Source organism: Corynebacterium xerosis NBRC 16721 = ATCC 373, assembly GCF_001552415.1.
Lineage (GTDB): Bacteria > Actinomycetota > Actinomycetes > Mycobacteriales > Mycobacteriaceae > Corynebacterium > Corynebacterium xerosis.
Window position 1 is genome coordinate 653,502 of record NZ_BCRD01000001.1, and the last position, 21,723, is coordinate 675,224.

17 protein-coding genes and 2 pseudogenes are annotated in these 21,723 nt (G+C 69.9%); 17 read left to right on the top strand and 2 right to left on the bottom strand.

Going from position 1 to position 21,723, the window contains the following annotated elements; genetic code table 11:
* Positions 1 to 76: 76 nt before the first annotated feature.
* Both CX1_RS02865 and CX1_RS02875 read right to left on the bottom strand, forming a co-directional pair.
* The gene (locus CX1_RS02865; RefSeq protein ID WP_113570102.1) at positions 77 to 1,858 is read right to left on the bottom strand and encodes a hypothetical protein; all 1,782 of its coding nucleotides are present in this window, start codon (positions 1,856 to 1,858) and stop codon (positions 77 to 79) included.
* A 592-nt stretch (positions 1,859 to 2,450) separates the two neighbouring features.
* Positions 2,451 to 3,847 (bottom strand): annotated as a pseudogene (locus CX1_RS02875) (YeeE/YedE thiosulfate transporter family protein).
* Positions 3,848 to 4,332: 485 nt separating this feature from the next.
* Here CX1_RS02875 and infC point away from each other — a divergent pair.
* The 17 genes and pseudogenes from infC to tyrS all read left to right on the top strand — a co-directional run bounded on the left by infC (position 4,333) and on the right by tyrS (position 21,417).
* Entirely contained in the window at positions 4,333 to 4,884 is a 552-nt protein-coding gene (gene infC, locus CX1_RS02880; protein ID WP_046650625.1) for a translation initiation factor IF-3, read from the top strand.
* 125 nt (positions 4,885 to 5,009) lie between these two features.
* Positions 5,010 to 5,204, top strand: a complete 195-nt coding sequence (rpmI, locus tag CX1_RS02885) for a 50S ribosomal protein L35 (RefSeq protein ID WP_035119589.1) — start codon at positions 5,010 to 5,012, stop codon at positions 5,202 to 5,204.
* A gap of 82 nt (positions 5,205 to 5,286) precedes the next feature.
* Positions 5,287 to 5,670 (top strand): 50S ribosomal protein L20, encoded by a 384-nt coding sequence (rplT, locus tag CX1_RS02890; RefSeq protein WP_046650626.1) that lies wholly within the window; start codon positions 5,287 to 5,289, stop codon positions 5,668 to 5,670.
* 28 nt (positions 5,671 to 5,698) lie between these two features.
* Positions 5,699 to 6,520, top strand: a complete 822-nt coding sequence (locus CX1_RS02895; RefSeq protein WP_082719033.1) for a TrmH family RNA methyltransferase — start codon at positions 5,699 to 5,701, stop codon at positions 6,518 to 6,520.
* Between the two features lie 104 nt (positions 6,521 to 6,624).
* On the top strand, positions 6,625 to 7,674 hold the full coding sequence (gene pheS / locus CX1_RS02900; RefSeq protein WP_046650627.1) for a phenylalanine--tRNA ligase subunit alpha: 1,050 nt from the start codon (positions 6,625 to 6,627) through the stop codon (positions 7,672 to 7,674).
* Between the two features lie 35 nt (positions 7,675 to 7,709).
* Positions 7,710 to 10,217, top strand: a complete 2,508-nt coding sequence (gene pheT / locus CX1_RS02905; RefSeq protein ID WP_046650628.1) for a phenylalanine--tRNA ligase subunit beta — start codon at positions 7,710 to 7,712, stop codon at positions 10,215 to 10,217.
* Positions 10,218 to 10,341: 124 nt separating this feature from the next.
* Positions 10,342 to 11,385, top strand: coding sequence for an N-acetyl-gamma-glutamyl-phosphate reductase (gene argC, locus CX1_RS02910; protein WP_046650653.1), 1,044 nt, complete (start codon positions 10,342 to 10,344; stop codon positions 11,383 to 11,385).
* A gap of 32 nt (positions 11,386 to 11,417) precedes the next feature.
* Complete coding sequence (gene argJ / locus CX1_RS02915; RefSeq protein ID WP_046650654.1) at positions 11,418 to 12,611, top strand: bifunctional glutamate N-acetyltransferase/amino-acid acetyltransferase ArgJ; 1,194 nt, start codon at positions 11,418 to 11,420, stop codon at positions 12,609 to 12,611.
* 15 nt (positions 12,612 to 12,626) lie between these two features.
* A pseudogene (argB, locus tag CX1_RS02920) lies at positions 12,627 to 13,520 on the top strand (acetylglutamate kinase); the annotation flags it as partial.
* Positions 13,521 to 13,744: 224 nt separating this feature from the next.
* Entirely contained in the window at positions 13,745 to 14,947 is a 1,203-nt protein-coding gene (locus tag CX1_RS02925; RefSeq protein ID WP_046650629.1) for an acetylornithine transaminase, read from the top strand.
* A gap of 90 nt (positions 14,948 to 15,037) precedes the next feature.
* Positions 15,038 to 16,006 (top strand): ornithine carbamoyltransferase, encoded by a 969-nt coding sequence (gene argF / locus CX1_RS02930; protein WP_046650630.1) that lies wholly within the window; start codon positions 15,038 to 15,040, stop codon positions 16,004 to 16,006.
* Positions 16,007 to 16,013: 7 nt separating this feature from the next.
* Positions 16,014 to 16,499: an arginine repressor gene (locus tag CX1_RS02935; RefSeq protein ID WP_046650631.1), complete on the top strand. Its 486-nt coding sequence runs from the start codon at positions 16,014 to 16,016 to the stop codon at positions 16,497 to 16,499.
* Positions 16,500 to 16,541: 42 nt separating this feature from the next.
* Positions 16,542 to 17,741: an argininosuccinate synthase gene (locus CX1_RS02940; RefSeq protein ID WP_046650632.1), complete on the top strand. Its 1,200-nt coding sequence runs from the start codon at positions 16,542 to 16,544 to the stop codon at positions 17,739 to 17,741.
* 16 nt (positions 17,742 to 17,757) lie between these two features.
* Positions 17,758 to 19,218 (top strand): argininosuccinate lyase, encoded by a 1,461-nt coding sequence (gene argH / locus CX1_RS02945; protein WP_046650633.1) that lies wholly within the window; start codon positions 17,758 to 17,760, stop codon positions 19,216 to 19,218.
* A gap of 10 nt (positions 19,219 to 19,228) precedes the next feature.
* Positions 19,229 to 19,402 carry a Trm112 family protein gene (locus CX1_RS02950; protein ID WP_046650655.1) on the top strand — a complete coding sequence of 58 codons (174 nt, stop codon included), beginning with the start codon at positions 19,229 to 19,231 and terminating at the stop codon, positions 19,400 to 19,402.
* Between the two features lie 23 nt (positions 19,403 to 19,425).
* On the top strand, positions 19,426 to 20,052 hold the full coding sequence (locus CX1_RS02955; RefSeq protein WP_174520140.1) for a DNA-3-methyladenine glycosylase: 627 nt from the start codon (positions 19,426 to 19,428) through the stop codon (positions 20,050 to 20,052).
* Positions 20,053 to 20,142: 90 nt separating this feature from the next.
* Positions 20,143 to 21,417 (top strand): tyrosine--tRNA ligase, encoded by a 1,275-nt coding sequence (tyrS, locus tag CX1_RS02960; protein ID WP_046650656.1) that lies wholly within the window; start codon positions 20,143 to 20,145, stop codon positions 21,415 to 21,417.
* The last annotated feature ends 306 nt before the right edge of the window (positions 21,418 to 21,723 follow it).

A 21,723-nucleotide genomic window follows, 5' to 3' on the forward strand; every position in this document is an offset into this window, starting at 1 on the left:
GCGCGGCTAGGGCTGCGCGGCTAGGGCTGCGCGACCCGGGCTGCGAAGCCGGGGCTGCGAGACCCAGGCTGCGCGGCTAGGACGGCGAGGGCCGCCCCCAATCATCGGGGGTCTCCCCGGCGTCGGTGTGTCCGTCGGCGGTGGCAGGCGCCCGCCCGGCCGCGGCCGTGGCTTCCGAGGTCTTTTTGGTCTCTTTGGCCTCGGCGAGGTCGGCGTTGCGGTCCCGCAGGCTGCGTGCGACGACCATGCCGAGCATGAGCAGACCGCACAGCAGGAACGCCGACACCCGAGTCAGGCCGCTCATGGCCTGCATGTCGTAGAACACCAGCTTCAGCACCGCCACGGTGGCGATGACCAGCGACGCCGCCATGTTGGCGTCGACGTTGAGGCGCTTCGGCGCGAGCATCATCCAAGCGGCGGCGATCATCCACCCGATGGAGACCAGCACGTGGGCGAGGCTGAATCGCACGCCGGCCGTGGTCAGCACGATGATCACGGGCACTGCGGTGAGCAGCAGACCGAGCAGGGCCGCGCCCTTTTCGAACATCTCGGCCCGGTCGCGTCGAGCCACCAGCACCGCGATCAGGCCCAGTGCCATGACGCCGATCAGCAGCGCGGACAGCGTGACGTTCGGGACGTCGAGGGCGTCGATGCGGAAGCGGTGCTCGAGCAGGTACGACGGTGCGAACATGGTCAGCACCAACGCCGCAGTGTTGGTGACCAGGGCGACGGCCGTCCACAGGACGATGAGAACCTTGCCCAACTGCGACGGCCGGAAAACGTGGATCCAGATGAACGCCGCGGCCAGGATCAGCGCGGGCATGCGGGTCCACGACCCGTCCGAATCCATGCTGCCCAGATGCAGAGCGGGCCAGGCGGCAGAGATGAAGCCGGCCCACCGCACCGCGTTCATGCGCGGGTCGGTGCGGTCCTTCCACGGGCCGAAACCTGCCACGCCGATGGCCAGCCCGAGCACAAGGGCGACGGTGGGCGCGAACGTCGGCCCGGGGCCGAGCGCGGACAACAACGGCGCCGTCGTCCAGGCGAGGAAATACAGGGGGAGCAGGCCCAGGCCGCGCCGTTCGGCGGCTCCCGGGACGGGCATGATGAGTGCCCACTGTTCCGGGGCCGATCGTTCGCGTTGCGCGGCATCGACTCCGGCGGTTACTTCCATCCCTTCGATCACGTCGTCGTCGAGGAATTCGCGGACCGCCAGCGCCACGCCGGCGGCGATGAACGCGGCCACCGCCAGCCACCCGGGTTCGGCCGTGCCGAGGACCCCGATGGAGCCGATCAGGTACAGGACGACGGCGCTCATGGAGACGACCCCGCGGTGTTCCCGGTCATGCCAGGTCCAGGCGGCGGCGACGGATGGGACGAGGACGAGCACGATGACGTCGAAGGCGTCGTTCATGCGCGGCCACACGGTGATCGATGCGGCGATGAAGGAGACGACGAATCCGACCATCAGGAATGCGACGGATTTCCATGCTCTGGCGCCGAGGAAACCCAGCCCCATCACGGCGAGCACCACCACCGTCCCCAGCCAATTCGGCCACCATTCCAGGCCGTGGACGAGCACCGCGGTGGTGATGTGCGAGGTGATCACCGCCGCCGCGCCCGAGGCGGTGACGCCGGCGTTGCCGGGGTTCTTCCGGTGGACGACGACCGCGGCCACGGCGAGGACGACGGCCAGCGAGTAGGCGAGGATCACGCGGCCGAGCGGGCCCGACTGGATGGCGAACGCGACCAGCAGGATGATGCCCGACACCGTGATCAGGGCACCGACCGCCGCGGTGACCTTCAGCACCAGCTTCTCGTCGTTCCACCACGGTTCCGTCCGGGTCCGCGGCGGCACGTGCACCTGCTGCTGCGGCAGCGGGCCGTGCGGCGGTTGCGCGGGCCCGGGCCGGAGACCTTGTTGGGGGGCCGGCCGGGGACCTGATTGAGGGCCCGGCCCGGGCCCCATCGCCGGCTGCGGCGACATCGGGCGGGGGGTCTCGCCGTCCATCGGCTCCATTGGCCCCGACGGCCCAATCGGCGCCGGCCGGAACCGTTGGTCGGACCGCGGTGGCGCCAGGGCAGGGCCGGGCGGGGGAGCTGCCCGTTCCGGGAAACGGGGGGAGGGTCGGGCGGCCGGCCGGGCGGGAGCCTCCCGTGGGGCGCCCTGCCCGTGCCCATCCAATTCCCCGCGGATGCCCTTCGCCGCCGACGCGACGCGCTCGGCCGCATCGGCCAGATCCGTCAGCGCGGCGGCCAATTCCCTATTGCGGTCATCGGGCGTAGTCATGGGCCCGACGATACGTTCGCCCCGCCAATCATGCCTGGCGACCGTCCGTCGAAAAGCGCGAAACCCGCCCCGGAATGTTCCGGGACGGGTTCCTTGCTTGGCGACGGCCCGCGCAGGGGCCGTGTGCCGCGCCTTTTAACGCACGGCTACTTCTTCGCGCCTACTTCTTGACGACGGTGATGGACCATTCGGCGTCGCCGACGACCTTGAAGTCCTTCACGCCGTGGCCCTCGGTGGCGGCCCAGCGCGGGATGGACTCGGTGCCCTGGGTGCAGTCGAAGCCGATGACCAGCTCGTCGCCGGTGTTCAGCTCCTCCATCTTCTGCTTCGCCTCGATGAGGGGGAAGGGGCAGACTTCGCCGTTGGTTTCGAGAACGTGGGTGGCCATGTGATGGGTCCTTTCGGAAAAGTGCGGGGAAGTGCGGGGGTTTAGGCGTTGACCTTGACGGTCTCGGCGTCGGTCTTGTCGGTGGCGGTCTTGGCGTCGCCGACGTCGTTCGAAGCCTTGCGGGACAGCGAGGCGCGGACGGAGGCGGGCAGCAGGGGCTTGCGCATCAGGTAGATGCGGGCAGCCAGGCCGGCGCCCAGCGCCATGGCGGCGAGGGAGATCCAGCCCTGCCAGGAGAACAGGCCGGTGTTGACCATGCCGTTGCCGACGGTGCAGCCGCCGGCCAGCACGGCGCCGACGCCCATGAGGATGCCGCCGCCGACGGAGCGCTTGGCGATCTCGGCGCTGGGGACGCGGACGCGGAACTCGCCGGAGGCCTTGGCCGCGACGAACGAGCCGACGAGGATGCCGATGACCAGCAGGGTGCCCCAGTTCATGTACGCGGAGTCGCCGGAACCGAACCAGCCGACGAGGTGCGCCGACGGGGTCGTGATGCCCAGGCCGGAGTCGCGGCCGGTGGCCTGCGACAGCGGCCACGCGAGGGTGCCGATCAGGCCGACGATGATGGCGGTGGAGAACAGGCCCCACGGCTTCTCGGCCAGGATGTGGGCGATGCCGGTCTTGCGCGGCGGCAGGCCGGGGATCTCGATCTTCGGCTTGGACACCTCGCGGTAGACCAGCCACGCGGTGATGGCCACCAGCGCGACGAGCGGCACGAGGACGGGGACGCCGAGGTCGCCGTGGATGGTGCCGGAGCCGATGGTCTGGTCGCGCGCGGCCTCGGTGAAGCCGGACAGGGGGCCGATGCGCATGAACGCGGCGGTCATGGCGTAGCCGATCAGGGCCAGCCACGAGCCGACGAGGCCCTCGCCGGCGCGGTACCAGGTGCCGGTGGCGCAACCGCCGGCGAGCACCATGCCGAAGCCGAAGATCAGGCCGCCGGCGATGGTGGCCACCGGGGCGAAGGACTCCTCGCCGACGGAGACGACGCCGAGCGCCGCGAGCACCCAGAAGCCGACCGCGTGGACCGCGATGACGACCATCAGGGCGGTGAAGCCGCGCATCGACTTGGTCAGCCAGAGGTCGCGGAGGAAGCCCGTGACGCAGAAGCGTCCGCGCTGGAGCACGTAACCGAGGATGGCCCCGAGGGCCGCACCGGTGAGGAGCATGCGAGTGCACCGTCCTGTTCATCATGTCCGGGGGAGCGGGAATGCCTGCCCGGAAGGGAAAAAGATTTCAAAACCGCTTGACGACGCTTGTGTGGGCGCCGTCCGCCGTGGGCACGTTACACACGGACGGACAAGTCTGTCTAGTCGGGTCAGTCTATTTTTTATTCACGCTGATCGGAAGTGGTTCGATGGGGTGGCGACACGAAACGGCCCGGGTTTTGGCTGTTCGGGTGGGTCCGTGCTAGCGTCGTTCCCACGACCGCCAAGCGGTGGCACTTCACCGTGCCCCGCCTTGGTTGCGAAGAGGAGAGAATCCCACCCTGGGTGCGCCGAAGAATCATGGTTGCGCCGGGGTCGACCCGATGGGGCGAAGAAGGCCATTCCAGGCCCGCGCGCCCGATTTCATCGGAAGGCGTCGTGGCCCGGAAACGGGTCGCCTCGCGTGGCTTCCCTCGTACATTTGCTTCCGGCGGTTCGGCAACGAAATGTACAGGCACTACCTAGGAGGCCACATCAGCGCTGAAGCTCGCATCAACGAGCGAATCCGAGTTCCCGAAGTCCGACTCGTCGGACCCGGTGGTGAGCAGGTCGGCATCGTTCGCACGGATGACGCCCGCAAGCTCGCTTACGAAGCCGATCTCGACCTGGTCGAGGTCGCTCCCAATGCGAAGCCGCCGGTCTGCAAGATCATGGACTACGGAAAGTTCAAGTACGAGCAGGCCCAGAAGGCCCGCGAGTCTCGTAAGAACCAGCAGCAGACTGTGGTCAAGGAACAGAAGTTCCGGCCGAAGATCGACGATCACGACTACGAGACGAAGAAGGCCAATGTGGTCCGCTTCCTCGACAAGGGTTCGAAGGTCAAGGTCACCATCATGTTCCGCGGCCGCGAGCAGTCGCGCCCGGAGCTCGGTTTCCGACTGTTGGAGCGCCTCGCCGACGATGTCAAGGAACACGGCATCGTCGAGACCCGCGCCAAACAGGACGGCCGCAACATGACGATGGTCCTGGGGCCGGTCCGCAAGGGCAACAAGAAGTAGCCGGCCAACGGCCGGAATGACGCGAACCGGGGATGCGGCAGGCATCCCCGGGTGGTCCACCGCGCCCCGATGCCGGGCGTCGCGGAGTTCCGGACAACAAGATTTCGAAAAGGACGCGAAACACCATGAAGCAGAAGACCCACAAGGGCACCGCCAAGCGCATCAAGGTCACCGGCGCCGGCAAGCTCCGCCGCGAGCAGGCCAACCGCCGCCACCTCCTCGAGGGCAAGCCCTCGACCCGCACCCGCCGTCTGAAGGGCACCACCGACGTGGCCAAGGCCGACGAGAAGCGCATCAAGCGACTCCTGGGCAAGGCGTAAGCCTCCCACTGCCCGCGGCCCCGACCATCGGGTCCCGCGACAACGAACACAACATCCGTTAGATAAGTAAGGAAGTACCAACGTGGCACGTGTGAAGCGGTCCGTCAACGCCAAGAAGAAGCGTCGCGAAGTCCTGGATTCCGCCAAGGGCTACCGCGGCCAGCGCTCCCGCCTGTACCGCAAGGCGAAGGAGCAGATGCTCCACTCGAAGACCTACGAGTTCCGCGATCGCCGTCACCGCAAGGGCCAGTTCCGCAAGCTCTGGATCCAGCGCATCAACGCCGCGGCCCGCGCCAACGGCATGACCTACAACCGCTTCATCCAGGGCCTGGCCCTGGCCGGCGTCGAGGTCGACCGCAAGAACCTGGCCGAGCTCGCCGTCAACGACGCCGCGACCTTCGCCGCCCTGGTCGAGACCGCCAAGGCCGCCCTGCCGGACGACGTCAACGCCCCGGCCGCGCAGTAGGGCGCGCCCCTCGCGTAACGTCTGCTGCATGGCTGACGACTTCCGACGACCCGTGGATACCTTCACCGCAAGGACTCCGCGGGTCGTTTCGGCTTCCAAGCTCCATCGGGCCGCCGCCCGCCGCAAGGCCGGGCGCTTCCTGATCGAGGGCTTCAACTCCGTCGACGCCGCGTCGCGGGCCGGCGCGATCGTCGAGGCATTCGCCACCGACGACGCGATCGACGCCCACCGTGAGCTCGTCGAGGCCATCGCCGCGTCCGGTCGGCCGGTGTCGATCATCGACGATTCCGCGGCCGCCTCGCTGGCGGAGACGGTGACCACCACCGGCCTGTTCGCGGTGTGCTCCTCGGGGGCGGTGCTGTCGGGACTCGATGACGCGGTCGCCGCCGGCGTGGCGTCGGGCATGCTCGTAGTGCCCGTGGAATGCAACGATCCGGGCAACGCGGGCACGATCATCCGCATGGCCGACGCCCTCGGTGCCGGCGGTGTGGTGCTCGCCGGCGACTCCGTCGATCCGCTCGGCGGCAAGGTCGTGCGGTCCTCGGCGGGATCGGTCTTCAACGTGCCCGTCGCCCGCGAGCGGGACCTGGGGGCGGTCCTGGAATCCCTGGCCGCTTCGGGCTTCACGACGCTGGCGACCACCATGAACGGCGAGTTGGTCCTCGGGGCCGACGAGCTTCCGGCCGGGCCGGTGGCGTGGTTGTTCGGCAACGAGGCCCATGGCCTGCCCGCCGACGTGATCGCCGGTGCGGGCCACCGCGTGTCCATCCCCATCCGTGGTGGCGCGGAATCGCTGAATCTGGCCACGGCCGCGGCGATGTGCCTGTGGGAGACCGCTCGCGGCAAGTAGCGGCCGAACCGCTATGATTGCCCGTTGTCAAGAACGGGTTCCCGGTCGCCGCATGCGCGTTCCGGGGCCCGTCGTCCCCGCCGACGAAGAAATGGGCATCTGACGTGAGCGACACCCCCATCTCCATCGACCTGTCCGAGGAAGCGCTGGACGCCGCCGCAGCCGCCGCGGCCGCCGCGTTCGCCGAGGCCGCCGATCTGGCGCAGCTCGCCGAGGCGCGCCGCGCGCACCTGGGCGACGATGCCCCGATCCCGCAGGCGCGCCGTGCGCTGGGGTCGATCCCCAAGGCGGAGCGCAAGGACGCCGGCCGCCGCGTCAACATGGCGCGCGGCCGGGTGGAGAAGAACTTCGCGCAGCGCCAGGCCGTGCTGGAGGAGGAGGACGCCGCCCGCCGCCTCGTCGAGGAGCGCATCGACGTCACCGTCGACACCACCCGCGGCCAGCGCGGCGGCATGCACCCGATCACCATCCTGTCGGAGCAGATCGGCGACATTTTCCTGGGCATGGGCTGGGAGATCGCCGAAGGCCCGGAGGTCGAGGCGGAGTACTTCAACTTCGACGCCCTGAACTTCCTGCCCGACCACCCCGCGCGCACGCTGCAGGACACGTTCCACATCGCGCCGTCGGGTTCGCTGCAGGTGCTGCGCACGCACACCTCGCCGGTCCAGGTGCGCACCATGCAGGAGCGCGATCTGCCGATCTACGTCATCTGCCCGGGCCGCACCTTCCGCACCGACGAGCTCGACGCCACCCACACCCCGGTGTTCCACCAGGTGGAGGGTCTGGCCATCGACGAGGGCCTGACCATGGGCCATTTGCGCGGCACCCTGGACCACATGGCCAAGGAACTCTTCGGCCCGGAGACCCGCACCCGCATGCGCCCGAACTACTTCCCGTTCACCGAGCCGTCCGCCGAGGTCGACGTGTGGTTCCCGAACAAGAAGGGCGGCGCCGGCTGGATCGAGTGGGGCGGCTGCGGCATGGTCAACCCGAACGTCCTGAAGGCATCGGGCATCGACCCGGAGAAGTACTCGGGCTTCGCGTTCGGCATGGGCCTGGAGCGCACCCTGCAGTTCCGCAACGGCCTGTCCGACATGCGCGACATGGTCGAGGGCGACGTCCGTTTCACCCAGCCCTTCGGCATCCGCGGCTAGTCCGGTAACCCACCACCTCAAGGAGAAACTTCACCATGTTCATCCCGCAGTCCTGGGTCACCGACGTCGTCGCCACCGCCAATCCCGGCTGGTCCGTCACGCCCGACGAGCTCGACGCCGGTTTCGTCCGCGTCGGCTTCGAGACGGAGGGCCACGAGCCCCTGCCGCCGGTGACCGGTCCGCTGGTCTTCGGCCGCGTCGACCACATCGAGGAGCTCACCGAGTTCAAGAAGCCGATCCGTTTCTGCCAGGTCGACGTCGCCGACGCCAACGGCACGGGGGAGAAGCAGGGCATCATCTGCGGCGCCCGCAACTTCGCCGAGGGCGACGTCGTCGTCGTGGCGCTGCCGGGTGCGGTGCTGCCCGGCGATTTCGCCATCGGCGCGCGCGAGACCTACGGCAAGATTTCCGCGGGCATGCTCTGCTCGGAGGCCGAGTTGGGCCTGACGGCGCAGTCGGCGGGCATCATCACGCTGCCTTCTTCTTTGCTTGACGACGCCTCGTCCGGCGTCGCCATCGGATCGGACGCCCGTGCCTTCCTGGGCCTGGACGACGAGCTCTTCGAGGTCAACGTCACGCCGGACCGCGGGTACGCCCTGTCGGCCCGTGGCCTGGGCCGCGAGATCGCCTCGGCGTTCGGCGTCGGGTTCGCCGATCCGGCGGCCGTCGAGCCGATTCCGGCGGAGGGTTCCGTCCTGGACCTCGACGTGCGCCCGGAAACCGATGCGCTGCGCTTCGGCCTGCGCCGCGTCACCGGCGTCGACCCGGACGCGCCGACCCCGTGGTGGATGCGCCGCCGCCTGCTCCTGGCGGGCCAGCGCAGCGTCAACCTGCCCACGGACATCACCAACTACGTGATGCTGCTGCTCGGCCAGCCGATGCACGCCTTCGACGGCGGCGCCATCGCCGGCGGCCTGACCGTGCGCAACGCGGTGGCGGGGGAGACCCTGACCACCCTCGACCACGTCGAGCGCACGCTGGACCCCGAGGACGTCGTCATCTGCGACGAGTCCGGCATCCAGTCCCTGGCCGGCGTGATGGGCGGCCTGACCTCGGAGATCTCCGAGGGCACCACGGATGTCCTGTTCGAGGCCGCCATCTGGTCGCCGCTGCGGGTGTTCCGCACGGGCCGCCGCCACAAGCTCTCGTCCGAGTCGTCGCGCCGCTACGAGCGCAGCGTCGACCCGGCACTGGTCGAGCCCTCGCTGGATCTGGCCTGCCGCCTGCTCGCCGAGCTCGGCGGCGGCACGGTGGAGCCGGGCCGCACGCTCGTCGGCGATGTGCCGGCGCCGTCGGTCATCGAGTTCCCCGTGGATCGCCCGTCGCGCGTCGCCGGCGTCGACTACTCCCGCGAGACCGTCATCGGCCGCCTCGAGGAGGTCGGCTGCTCCGTCGAGGTCTCGTCCTGCGGCGCGAAGCTGATGGTCACCCCGCCGACGTGGCGCCCGGACCTGACCATGTCCGCCGACCTGGTCGAGGAGGTTCTGCGCCTGGAGGGCCTCGAGGACATCCCCGTGGTGCTCCCGGTCGCCCCCGCCGGCCGCGGCCTGACCCCGCGCCAGCAGCTGCGCCGCTCCGTCGGCCACGCGCTGGCCCACAACGGCTACCTGGAGATCCTCCCGACGCCGTTCACCGCCAACGACGTCTTCGATGTCTGGGGCCTCGACGCCGACGACCCGCGCCGCAACACCGTCAAGGTGATCAACCCGCTGGAGAGCGACCGTGCCCAGTTGGGCACCACGCTGCTTCCGGCGATGCTCGACTCGCTGCGCCGCAACGTCTCCCGCGGCCAGGTCGACCTGGCGCTGTACGGCGTCGAGCAGATCAGCCTGGTGCGCGGCGCAGGCCGGTCGTCCATGCCGTCCACCGCCGGTCTGCCCGACGCCGAGGAGCTGCGCGAGCTGCGCGAGTCCCTGCCGGATCAGCCGCTGCACGTCGCGACCGTGGCCTGCGGCCAGATCGAGCTCGACTCCCCGTGGGGCCCGGGCCGCGACTACTCCGCCGCCGATGCCATCGAGGCGGCCCGCGTCATCGCCCGCGCCGCAGGCGTCGAGCTGGAGATCCGCAACGCCGAGCACCTGCCGTGGCACCCGGGCCGCTGTGCGGAGCTGAGCGTCGACGGCCGCGTGGTCGGCTACGCCGGCGAGTTGCACCCGAAGGTCATCGCCGCCGCCGGCCTGCCGGAGCGCACCTGCGCGCTGGAGATCGATTTGGATGCGCTGCCGCTGGAGGAGGGCCTGCCGGCTCCCGTGCTCAGCCCCTTCCCGGCGGTGCACCAGGATCTGGCGCTGGTCGTCTCGGACGAGGTCCCGGCCTCCGACGTCGAGGCCACCGTCCGCGAGGGTGCGGGCGAGCTGCTCGAGTCCATCCGCATCTTCGACGTCTACCGCTCGGAGCAGCTGGGCGAGGGGCGCCGTTCCCTGGCGTTCTCGCTGCGCTTCCGCGCCACCGACCGCACACTGACCGAGGACGAGGCCTCCGCCGGCCGCCTCGCCGCCATCGAGTTGGCGAAGCAGCGCCATGATGCGGAGTTGCGCGGCTAGTTTCGTTGCGGCGCCCCGCGCGCTCTTTTTCCCGAGCGCCCTACGCGCCATGCGGCCACTCGACGCGGTACGCCGATGTAATGAATATCTTGCATCGGAGTGAATGAACGTGTTGAATGGCCGCATGAGCATTTCAGTGGCGATCGCCGGGGCGACGGGTTATGCCGGAGGAGAAATCCTCCGGCTGCTCCTTTCGCACCCCGCTTACCTGTCCGGCGAACTGACCATCGGCGCCCTCACCGGCGCCTCCAACGCCGGCGCGCGAGTGGGCGACATCATGCCGCATCTCGCGCCGCTGGCGGACCGCCGCATCGAGGACACCAGCGCCGACACCCTCGGCGGCCACGACGTGGTCTTCCTGGGCCTGCCGCACGGCCATTCGGCCGCCATCGCGGAGCAGCTCGGCGACGATGTCACCATCATCGACTGCGGCGCCGATTTCCGGTTGTCCGACGCCGCCGAGTGGGAGCACTACTACGGGTCGCCGCATGCCGGCACCTGGACCTACGGCATCCCGGAGCTGCCGAACCAGCGCGAGAAGATCGCCGCCGCCAACCGCATCGCCGTGCCCGGCTGCTTCCCCACGGGAGCCACCATCGCGCTGTTCCCGTCGCTGGCGTCCGGGCTGGTCGAGCCCGATTTCGCCGTCGTGTCCATCACGGGCACCTCGGGCGCGGGCAAGAAGGCCGCGGTGCCGATGCTCGGTTCCGAGGTCATGGGCAACCTCAAGGCGTACAACACCGCGGGCCGCCACCGGCACACCGCCGAGTTCGTCCAGAACCTGCGCCCCTTCGCCGAGGATCTCTCCGTCAGTTTCACCCCGGTCCTCGCGCCGACCTCGCGCGGCATCCTGACCACGGCCACCGCGCCGCTGGCCGACGCCACGGTGACCACCGCCTCGGCCCGCGAGGCCTATGCGGCCACGTTCGCCGACGAGCCGTTCGTCCAGCTGCTGGCCGAGGGCATCCAGCCCCAGACGAAGTCGGTCGTGGGCTCCAACCTGGTGCAGGTGCAGGTCGAGGTCGACGAGCGGGCCGGGCGCCTGCTGGTCACCTCCGCGATCGACAACCTGACCAAGGGCACCGGCGGCGCGGCCGTGCAGTGCATGAACCTGGTCCTCGGCCAGCCGGAAACGGCCGGGCTGCCCCTGGCGGGAGTCGCGCCGTGACCGATCGGAACATTTCCGCCGCGGATGCGTCCGTGGGCGGCACCGTCGAGTTCGGGCCCGAGTGCGGCGGCGTCACCGCCCCGCGGGGTTTCCGGGCCTCCGGCGTGACCGCCGGCATCAAGGCGTCCGGCAACCCCGACATGGCGCTGGTGGTCAACGACGGCCCGAAGAAGACCGCCGCGGCCGTCTTCACCCGCAACCGCGTCGAGGCCGCCCCGGTCACCGTCACCCGCGACCACGTCCGGGACGGCTCCATCACGGCGGTCCTGCTCAATTCCGGCAACGCAAACGCGTGCAACGGGCGCCCGGGCATCGAGGATGCGCTGCGCTCCTGCGAGTCGCTTTCCGACGAGTTCGGCGTGCCCGTGACCGACGTCGCCGTGTGCTCCACCGGGCTCATCGGCGACAGGCTGCCCATGGGCGTGATCCTCGGCGGCATCGAACCGCTGGTGGCGGGGCTTTCCGCCGATCCCGCCGCGGCCCGTGCCGCGGCCACGGCGATCATGACCACGGATCTCGTCGACAAGCAAGCGGTGCACCGCACCGACGGATTCACGGTCGGCGCGATGGGCAAGGGCGTCGGCATGATCAGCCCGTCCATGGCCACGATGCTCGGCGTGCTGACCACCGACGCGGACATCACCCCGGAGATGGCCCACGCCGCGCTGGCCGCGGCATCGGACGTGACGTTCAACCGCCTCGACATCGATGGCTCGACGTCCACCAACGACACCGTGCTGCTGTTGGCTTCCGGCGCGTCGGGCCACGTGCCCTCCCAGGAGGAGCTCGACGCCGCCGTGCTGGCCGTGTGCGACTCCATCGCCGCCCAGATGCAGGCCGACGCCGAGGGCGTGACCAAGCGCGTGGCCATCACCGTCACCGGCACCGGCGGGGAAGACGACGCGCTGGTCGCCGCACGCATCATCGGCCGCGACAACCTGTTCAAGTGCGCCATGTTCGGCTCCGACCCGAACTGGGGCCGCGTGCTCGCCGCCGTCGGCGTCGCGCCCGTGGACATGGACCCCGAGCACATCACGGTGTCCTTCAACGGCCACGTCGTCTGCCGCGACACCGGCGGCACCCCCGACGCCCGCGAGGTCGACCTGTCCGGGACCGACATCCACGTGGAAGTCGACCTGGGCACCGGCGACGCGCGATCGGCGACCGTGCGCACCACCGACCTCTCGCACGACTACGTGCACATCAACTCGGCGTACTCGACCTAAGGAAGGCCGCCACCCATGAGCCCGTTCAACGGAAACCTCACCGAGGACCTCACCCCGGAACAGCGCGCCCACGTGCTGGCCGAGGCCCTGCCGTGGTTGCAGCACCACCGCGACAAGGTCGTCGTGATCAAGTACGGCGGCAACGCCATGACCGACGACCGCCTCAAGGCCGCCTTCGCCCAGGACATGGTGTTCCTTCGCACGGTGGGCATCAAGCCCGTCGTCGTGCACGGCGGCGGCCCGCAGATCTCCGCGATGCTGCGCCGGCTGGGCCTCGACGGCGAGTTCCGCGGCGGTTTCCGCGTGACCACGCCGGAGGTCATGGAGGTCGTCCGCATGGTGCTCTTCGGCCAGGTCGGCCGCGAGCTGGTCGGCCTGATCAACGCCCATGGCCCGCTGGCCGTGGGCACCTCCGGAGAGGATGCCGGGCTGTTCACCGCCGAGAAGCGCCTGGTCGACGTCGGCGGCGTGCCCACGGACATCGGGCTCGTGGGCGACATCGTCGAAGTCAAGTCGGAATCCTTGTTCGACTTGATCGACGCGGGGCGGATCCCGGTGGTCTCGACCATCGCACCCGGTGCCGACGGCGAGGTGTACAACGTCAACGCCGATACCGCGGCGGGTGCGCTCGCGGCGGCGCTGGGCGCCGAGCGCCTGGTGATCCTGACCAACGTCGAGGGCCTGTACACCAACTGGCCGGACAAGGGATCCCTGGTCTCGCAGATCGCGGCCAACGAACTCCGGGAGGTCGTCCCCGGCCTCGATGCCGGCATGATCCCGAAGATGGAGTCGTGCCTCCACGCCGTGGACAACGGGGTCAAGGCCGCCCACGTCATCGACGGCCGCCAGCCGCACTCCGTGCTGCTGGAGCTGCTGACCTCCGGCGGCATCGGCACCATGGTGCGCCCCGGCGACGGCACGCTGGGCGACGACCCGGGTGCCCGCGCGATCCGCGCGGCCATGGGCGACCTCGAGGACGCCCGTGCCGAGGCCGAGGGCGGGGCGGCGGCGACGGCTCCGGTGCCGCGATCCTCCGGATCCGCCGCCGACGCCGCCGCGGACATCTCCGACGCCGCCGACCTCACCGACAACTCCGTCACCGCCGACACCACCGATTCCAAGGGGGATCACGCATGACCGACTTCACCGCCGCCTGGACCTCCAGGATGATGGACAACTACGGCACCCCGCGCATCGAGCTGGTCAAGGGCGAGGGCCCGTGGCTGACCGACTCCGAGGGCAAGCGCTACCTGGACCTGCTCGCGGGCATCGCCGTCAACGTCCTCGGCCACGGCAACCCGGCCATCGTCGATGCGGTGTCGAAGCAGGTCGCCGAGTTGGGCCACGTGTCCAACATCTTCGCCTCCGAGCCGCCCTTGAAGCTGGCCGAGAAGCTCATCGAGCTCACCGGCTGGGGCGCGGAAGACACCCGCGTGATGTTCTGCAACTCCGGCACCGAGGCCAACGAGGCAGCGTTCAAGCTCGCGCGCATGACCGGCCGCCGCCGGATCATCGCCACCAACCACGGTTTCCACGGCCGCACCATGGGCGCCCTGGCCATGACCGGCCAGCCGGACAAGCGCGCCCCGTTCGAGCCGATGCCCGCAGGCGTGGAATTCGTGCCCTTCGGCGACATCGAGTTCCTGACCAAGACCATCGAGGCCGACCCGCTGGGCGTCGCCGCGATCATCCTGGAGCCGATCCAGGGCGAGACCGGCGTCGTCGCCCCGCCGGAGGGCTACCTCGAGCAGGTCCGCTCCCTGACGGAGCGCTACGGCGTCATGATGATCGTCGACGAGGTGCAGACCGGCATCGGCCGCACCGGCGCCTGGTTCGCCCACCAGCACTCGAACATCGTCCCCGACGTGATGACGCTGGCCAAGGGCCTCGGCGGCGGACTGCCGCTGGGCGCGGTCGTCGCCCACGGCAAGGCGGCGAAGCTGTTCACCCCGGGCACCCACGGCACCACCTTCGGCGGCAACCCCGTGTGCACCTCGGCGGCGCTGGCCGTCATCGACGTGCTGGAAACCGAGGGGCTCATCGACCGCGTGGCGGAGAAGGGCCGGGTCATGGCCCGCAAGCTCGCCTCGCTGGACAACGTCGACCACGTCCGCGGCCGCGGTTTCATGCTCGGCCTGGTCCTGGCCGGGCCGCTGGCCAAGGGCGCGGTCGACGCGGGCTACCGCAACGGCGTGATCCTCAACGCCCCGCAGCCCAACGTCATCCGCATCGTCCCGCCGCTCAACCTCACCGACGAGGAAATCGACCGCGCCGTCGAGCTCGTCGGCCAGTGCCTCGCCGAGGCGCAGGACGCGCTCGACGCCGCCGACGACTAGCCCACGCCCGACCCGCCCGGGGCACCTGCGACCGGGCACGCGGCGGGCCGCACCGGCGGCCGTCGCAAAGCAACAGACAAGAAAGGAGCCGTGACGACGGTGACCACCCGACACTTCCTCGCGGACGACGACCTGACCCGGGCCGAACAAGCCGAGGTCCTCGCGCTGGCCGCGCAGTTCAAGGCCGACCCGTACGCGGCCCGCCCGCTGGAGGGGCCGCAGTCCGTGGCCGTGCTGTTCGACAAGACGTCGACCCGCACGCGCTTTTCCTTCGACGCCGGCATCGCCGCCCTGGGCGGCAACTCCATCGTCGTGGACTCCGGCGCCTCGCAGATGGGCAAGGGCGAGACCTACCAGGACACCGCGGCCGTGCTGTCGCGGTTCGTCTCGGCGATCGTCTGGCGCACCTACGCGCAGGCCGGCCTGGAGGCGATGACCGAAACGGCGACCGTGCCGGTGGTCAACGCCCTGTCCGACGAGTTCCACCCCTGCCAGATCCTCGCGGACCTGCAGACCATCATCGAGAACCTCTGTCCGGAGCAGGGCCAGGCGGGCCTGTCCGGCCGCAAGGCGGTCTACTTCGGCGACGGCGCCAACAACATGGCCAACTCGTACCTGGTCGGCTTTGCGACGGCCGGCCTCGACGTGACCATCTGCGCGCCGGAAGGATTCCAGCCGGAGGCACGGTTCGTCGAACGCGCCCGGAAGGTCGCCGCGGACACCGGGGCGACGGTCGCCGTGACCGCCGACGTCGACGAGGCCATCGCCGGCGCCGAGATCGTGCTCACCGACACCTGGGTGTCGATGGGCCAGGAGGACGACGGCCTCGACCGCCGCACGCCCTTCCTGCCGTACCAGGTCAACGCCGAGCTGATGGCCAAGGCCGCCGACGGGGCGATCTTTCTCCACTGCCTGCCCGCCTACCGGGGCAACGAGGTCACCGCCGAGGTCATCGACGGCCCGGCCTCCGTGGTCTTCGACGAGGCGGAGAACCGCATGCACGCCCAGAAGGCGCTGCTTGCGTGGCTGCTGGAGCGCAACACCGGCGGGGAAGCGTAGGCGCGCCATGACCATCCCCGGTTCACGCACCGCCCGCCAGGCCCGCATCGCGGACCTGCTGCGGCGGCGGCGGATCTCCAGCCAGGTGGAGCTGGCCGCTCTGCTGGCGGCGGAGGGCATCGACATCGCACAGGCGACGCTGTCCCGGGACCTCGACGAACTCGGCGCCCGCAAGATCCGCGAGGACGGCGCCTCCGCCGCCCGCTACGTGCTGGAGGGCGATTCCGACGGGATCGCCGCCAGCCGCGGCGCGGTCGCCCGGATGCGCCGCGTCCTCGACGAGCTTCTCGTCGGGGCCGACCACTCCGGGACCATCGCCGTGCTGCGCACCCCGCCCGGGGCCGCGCAGTACCTGGCCAGCGTGATCGACCGCGCGGGCCTGCCCGACATCGCCGGTACCATCGCCGGCGACGACACCATTTTCTGCCTGGCCCGGGAGCCCCTCACGGGGGCGGACCTGGCCCGGCGTTTGTCCGGCGACGCCGGGCAGTAGAATCGACAAGTATCAACACCCCTCAAGAAGGAGCGAACCCACATGACTGATCGGGTCATTCTCGCCTACTCCGGCGGCCTGGACACCACCGTCGCCATCGAGTGGATGAAGCAGGAGACCGGCGCCGAGGTCGTCGCCGTGTCCATCGACGTGGGCCAGGGCGGCGAGGACATGGAGTCCATCCGCCAGCGCGCCCTCGACGCCGGCGCCGTGGAGTCGGTCATCGTCGACGCCCGTGACGAGTTCGCCGAAGAGTACTGCCTGCCGGCCATCAAGGCCAACGCCCTGTACATGAAGCAGTACCCGCTGGTCTCGGCGCTGTCGCGCCCGCTGATCGTCAAGCACATGGCGCAGGCCGCCAAGGACCACGGCGGCACCCACGTCGCCCACGGCTGCACCGGCAAGGGCAACGACCAGGTCCGCTTCGAGGTCGGCTTCTCCAACACCGCCCCGGACCTGAAGATCATCGCCCCGGCCCGCGACTACGCCTGGACCCGCGACAAGGCCATCGCCTTCGCCGAGAAGAACGACATCCCGATCGAGCAGTCGAAGTCGTCGCCGTTCTCCATCGACCAGAACCTGTGGGGCCGCGCCATCGAGACCGGCTACCTCGAGGACCTGTGGAATGCCCCGACCAAGGACGTCTACGCCTACACCGAGGACCCCACCCTCAACTTCAACTCCCCGGACGAGGTCATCATCTCCTTCGAGGACGGCAAGCCGGTCGCCATCGACGGCAAGCCGGTGACCATGCTGGAGGCCGTCGAGGAGATGAACCGCCGCGCCGGCGCGCAGGGCATCGGCCGCCTGGACATGGTCGAGGACCGCCTGGTGGGCATCAAGTCGCGCGAGATCTACGAGGCTCCGGGCGCCATCGCCCTGATGACGGCCCACACCGCCATGGAGGACGTCACCGTCGAGCGCGAGCTGGCCCGCTACAAGCGCGGCGTCGAGGCCAAGTGGTCCGAGCTGGTGTACGACGGCCTGTGGTTCTCCCCGCTCAAGCGCGCGCTGGACACCTTCATCGAGGAGTCCCAGAAGGGCGTTTCCGGCGACATCCGCATGGTCATGCACGCGGGCAACTGCAACGTCAACGGCCGCCGTTCGAACTCGTCGCTGTACGACTTCAACCTGGCCACCTACGACGAGGGCGACACCTTCGACCAGACCCTGGCCCGCGGTTTCGTGGAGCTGCACGGCCTGTCGTCCAAGATGGCCGCCAAGCGCGACTTCAACCTGTAAGAGGAGCACCACCGACATGTCCGAGCAGTCCGCCGTCGCAAAGCACGGCACCAACGAGGGTTCGCTGTGGGGCGGCCGGTTCGCCGGCGGTCCCGCCGACGCCATGGCGGCGTTGAGCAAGTCGACCCATTTCGACTGGGTGCTGGCGCCCTATGACGTGCTCGCCTCGAAGGCGCACGCCAAGGTCCTCAATGCGCGGGGCCTGCTGTCCGACGACGACCTGGCCACCATGCTGAAGGGCCTGGACGATCTGGGCGCCGACGTGGCGTCCGGGGCGTTCGGCCCGGAGGAGTCGGACGAGGACGTTCACGGTGCGATGGAGCGTGGCCTCATCGACCGGGTCGGCCCCGAGGTCGGCGGCCGCCTGCGCGCGGGCCGGTCCCGCAACGACCAGGTGGCCACGCTGTTCCGCATGTGGGTGCGCGACGCCGTGCGCGACATCGCGGCGGGCGTGCTGGACCTGGTCGATGCCCTGGCGGACCAGTCGGCCGCCCACCCGGACGCGATCATGCCGGGCAAGACGCACTTCCAGGCCGCCCAGCCGGTGCTGCTCGGCCATCAGCTGCTGGCGCATGCCCAGCCGCTGCTGCGCGACGTCGACCGCATCCGCGACCTCGATCGCCGCCTGGCGGTGAGCCCCTACGGCTCGGGCGCCCTGGCGGGTTCGTCGCTGCACCTGGACCCGGAGGCCATTGCGGCCGAGCTGGGCTTCGATTCGGCCGCCGACAACTCCATCGACGCGACCAGCTCCCGCGACTTCGCGTCGGAGACCGCGTTCGTCCTGGCCCAGATCGCGGTGGACATGTCGCGTCTGGCCGAGGAGATCATCGCCTGGTGCACCCCCGAGTTCGGCTACGTGACGCTGGCCGACGAGTGGTCGACCGGGTCGTCGATCATGCCGCAGAAGAAGAACCCGGACGTCGCCGAGCTCACGCGAGGCAAGACCGGCCGCCTGATCGGCAACCTGTCGGGACTCATGGCCACCCTCAAGGCCCAGCCCCTGGCGTACAACCGTGACCTGCAGGAGGACAAGGAGCCGATCGTCGATTCGGTCGCCCAGCTGAACCTGCTGCTGCCGGCCATGACGGGCCTGGTCGCGACCCTGACGTTCCACGTGGACCGCATGCGCGAGCTCGCCCCGGCCGGTTTCACGCTGGCCACCGATCTCGCCGAGTGGATGGTGCGCCAGGGCGTGCCCTTCCGCGTCGCGCACGAGGCCTCGGGCCAGTGCGTCCGCATCGCGGAGTCGCGCGGCGTGGGCCTGCACGAGCTTTCCGACGACGAGCTCGCCGGCGTGCACGAGTCGCTGACCCCGGATGTGCGCGAGGTGCTCACCATCGATGGTGCCGTGGCGTCGCGCGACACCCGCGGCGGCACCGCCGGCGTGCGCGTGGCCGAGCAGCTCGGCCGCGTCCGCGAGGCGTCGTTCGGCGGCCGTACCTGGGCCGCGGCCCCGGTCCGTTCCGGCGAGTCCTAGGATGGTGCGCATGAGCCTCGATCCGAAGTTGCTGGACATCCTCGCCTGCCCCCGCGACAAGGGGCCGCTGACGTACCTGGAGGACGAGTCCGTCCTGGTCAACGAGCGCCTGGGCATCGCGTACCCCATCGAGGACGGCATCCCCGTGATGCTGTCGGACGAGGCGTTCGCCTGGCCGCGATGAGCGGCGGGAAATTGAGCGGCGAACTGGGCACGAAACTGCTGTCCGTGCACCCGGCCGAAGCGGCGAAGACGCTGCTCGGCCGGGTGCTCGCCGTTCCGGGGGAAGGCCTGCGGGCGCGGATCACCGAAGTCGAGGCCTACGGCGGGCCCGCCGATTCCCCGTGGCCCGACCCGGGCGCGCACACGTGGCCGGGGCCGACGCCGCGCAACCGCGTGATGTTCGGGCCGGCGGGCCACCTGTACGTGTACCGCTCCTACGGAATCCATTTCTGCGCCAACGTCACCGCCGGCCCCGACGGCGTCGGCGGGGGAGTGCTGCTGCGGGCGGCCACGATCCTCGACGGTGAGGACGCCGCGATGGCGCGGCGGATCCGCGAGGGCGCGGGCGTCGTCAAGCCGAACCTGGCTCGGGGCCCCGGTAACCTGGGGCAAGCCCTCGGCATTGACTTGGGGGACTACGGGCTAGATCTGTTCGACGCCGGGTCACGCGTCCAGTTGGAGACGGGGGAGGCCCAGCGGGGCCCCGCGCCGAAGTCCGGGCCGCGCGTGGGGCTACGTGGTGCATCGGAACGGCCGTGGCGGTTCTGGATCCCGGGCGAGCCCAGCGTGTCCGCGTACCGCCGCCACGCGAAAGCGGATGGGCTCGGATAGCGGGAGCTGTCGGAGGCCGTACCCGGGGCACGCCGCGACCCCGCGACGCCCGCCGCGACCCGGCACGTTAGGATGACCCGCGTGACCGACATGAACATCATCGACGAACTGGAATGGCGCGGCCTCATCGCGCAGTCGACGGACCTGGACGCCCTTCGCGCCCTGGCCGAGGACGGCCCCATCACCGCGTATGTGGGCTTCGACCCGACGGGGTCCTCGCTGCACGCGGGCCACCTGGTTCCCCTGGTGATGCTCAAGCGCTTCCAGGAGGCCGGGCACCGCCCGATCGCCCTGGCCGGCGGCGCCACCGGCATGATCGGCGACCCGCGCGACGTCGGCGAGCGTTCCATGCTCACCGAGGCCGAGATCGCCGGCAACGTGGAGAAGATCGAGGGCCAGCTGCGCCGCTTCATCGACATCGTCGAGGAGGATCAGCCGGGCCGGGGCCTGCTGGTCAACAACTACGACTGGGTGTCGAAGATGTCGGTCATCGAGTTTCTGCGCGACCTGGGCAAGAACTTCTCGCTGAACACGATGCTCGACCGCGACACCGTCAAGCGCCGCCTCGAGAGCGACGGCATGTCCTACACCGAGTTCTCCTACATGCTGCTGCAGGCCAACGACTTCGTGCACCTGCGACGCAACTACGGGTGCCGCCTGCAGATCGGCGGGTCCGATCAGTGGGGCAACATCGTCTCCGGCGTGGACCTGAACCGTCGCCTGGACGCCGAGAAGGTCCATGGCCTGACGGTGCCGCTGGTCACCGACGCCGAGGGAAACAAGTTCGGCAAGTCCACCGGTGGCGGCAAGCTGTGGCTCGATGCGGAGCAGACCAGCCCGTACGCCTGGTACCAGTACTTCATCAACGCCGGCGACGCCGTGGTGGTCGATTACCTGAAGTGGTTCACGTTCCTGACCCGCGAGGAAATCGCGGAGTACGAGGTCGCCGTCGCCGAGCGCCCGTTCAAGCGCGAGGCCCAGCGTCGCCTGGCGCAGGAGATGACGGACCTGGTGCATGGCCCGGAGGCGACGAAGGCCGTGGAGCTGGCGGCGCAGGCGCTGTTCGGCCGTGCGGAGCTGACCGAGCTGGACGAGAACACCCTGGCTTCCGCCGTGTCGGAGACCGAGGTCGCCGACGTCAACGCCGGCGAGCCGGATAACGCCGTGGATCTGCTGGTCGCCTCCGGGCTGGCCAAGTCGAAGGGCGAGGCTCGCCGCACCATCAAGGAGGGTGGCGCCTACGCGAACAACGAGCGCATCACCGACGAGGCTTGGGTGCCCGCCGATTCCGACCTCCTGCACGGCAAGTGGCTGGTCCTGCGCCGCGGCAAGAAGAACTTCGCCGGCGTGCGCGTCAATCGCTGACGCGCGGCCCGAAGCCCGTTGCGGTTCGCCCCGCCATCCCACTTCGCGCGGGGTGGCGGGGTTTTCGCTTTACGACGGCCCGCGTGACGCGTCATTTGGCGACGAAATGGGTAGTGACCTGGCATTTTGTCGCGGGCGAAGGTCGTGTGTAGTGTTACCGGGGCAAGCGAGACGGGCTGCCGGTCACCGGAAGGTGCTGGCGGGGTCGGGTAGTTTGCGGGAAGTTCATCTTCTGGTTGGGCCGAGTTTGACTTGGTTGCCGGTTGTGGTTTAAGCTTCCATCTTGCTGCTTGAAGCGGCCGGGAA

Bases quoted from the DNA above. Each gene is read 5' to 3' on its own strand.
- CX1_RS02895 (WP_082719033.1), top strand. From the start codon at position 5,699: ATGGCTGACGACTTCCGACGACCCGTGGATACCTTCACCGCAAGGACT.
- tyrS (WP_046650656.1), top strand. From the start codon at position 20,143: ATGAACATCATCGACGAACTGGAATGGCGCGGCCTCATCGCGCAGTCG.
- infC (WP_046650625.1), top strand. From the start codon at position 4,333: ATGTACAGGCACTACCTAGGAGGCCACATCAGCGCTGAAGCTCGCATC.
- CX1_RS02935 (WP_046650631.1), top strand. From the start codon at position 16,014: ATGACCATCCCCGGTTCACGCACCGCCCGCCAGGCCCGCATCGCGGAC.
- CX1_RS02940 (WP_046650632.1), top strand. From the start codon at position 16,542: ATGACTGATCGGGTCATTCTCGCCTACTCCGGCGGCCTGGACACCACC.
- pheT (WP_046650628.1), top strand. From the start codon at position 7,710: ATGTTCATCCCGCAGTCCTGGGTCACCGACGTCGTCGCCACCGCCAAT.
- CX1_RS02950 (WP_046650655.1), top strand. From the start codon at position 19,229: ATGAGCCTCGATCCGAAGTTGCTGGACATCCTCGCCTGCCCCCGCGAC.
- CX1_RS02925 (WP_046650629.1), top strand. From the start codon at position 13,745: ATGACCGACTTCACCGCCGCCTGGACCTCCAGGATGATGGACAACTAC.
- argC (WP_046650653.1), top strand. From the start codon at position 10,342: ATGAGCATTTCAGTGGCGATCGCCGGGGCGACGGGTTATGCCGGAGGA.
- argH (WP_046650633.1), top strand. From the start codon at position 17,758: ATGTCCGAGCAGTCCGCCGTCGCAAAGCACGGCACCAACGAGGGTTCG.
- rpmI (WP_035119589.1), top strand. From the start codon at position 5,010: ATGAAGCAGAAGACCCACAAGGGCACCGCCAAGCGCATCAAGGTCACC.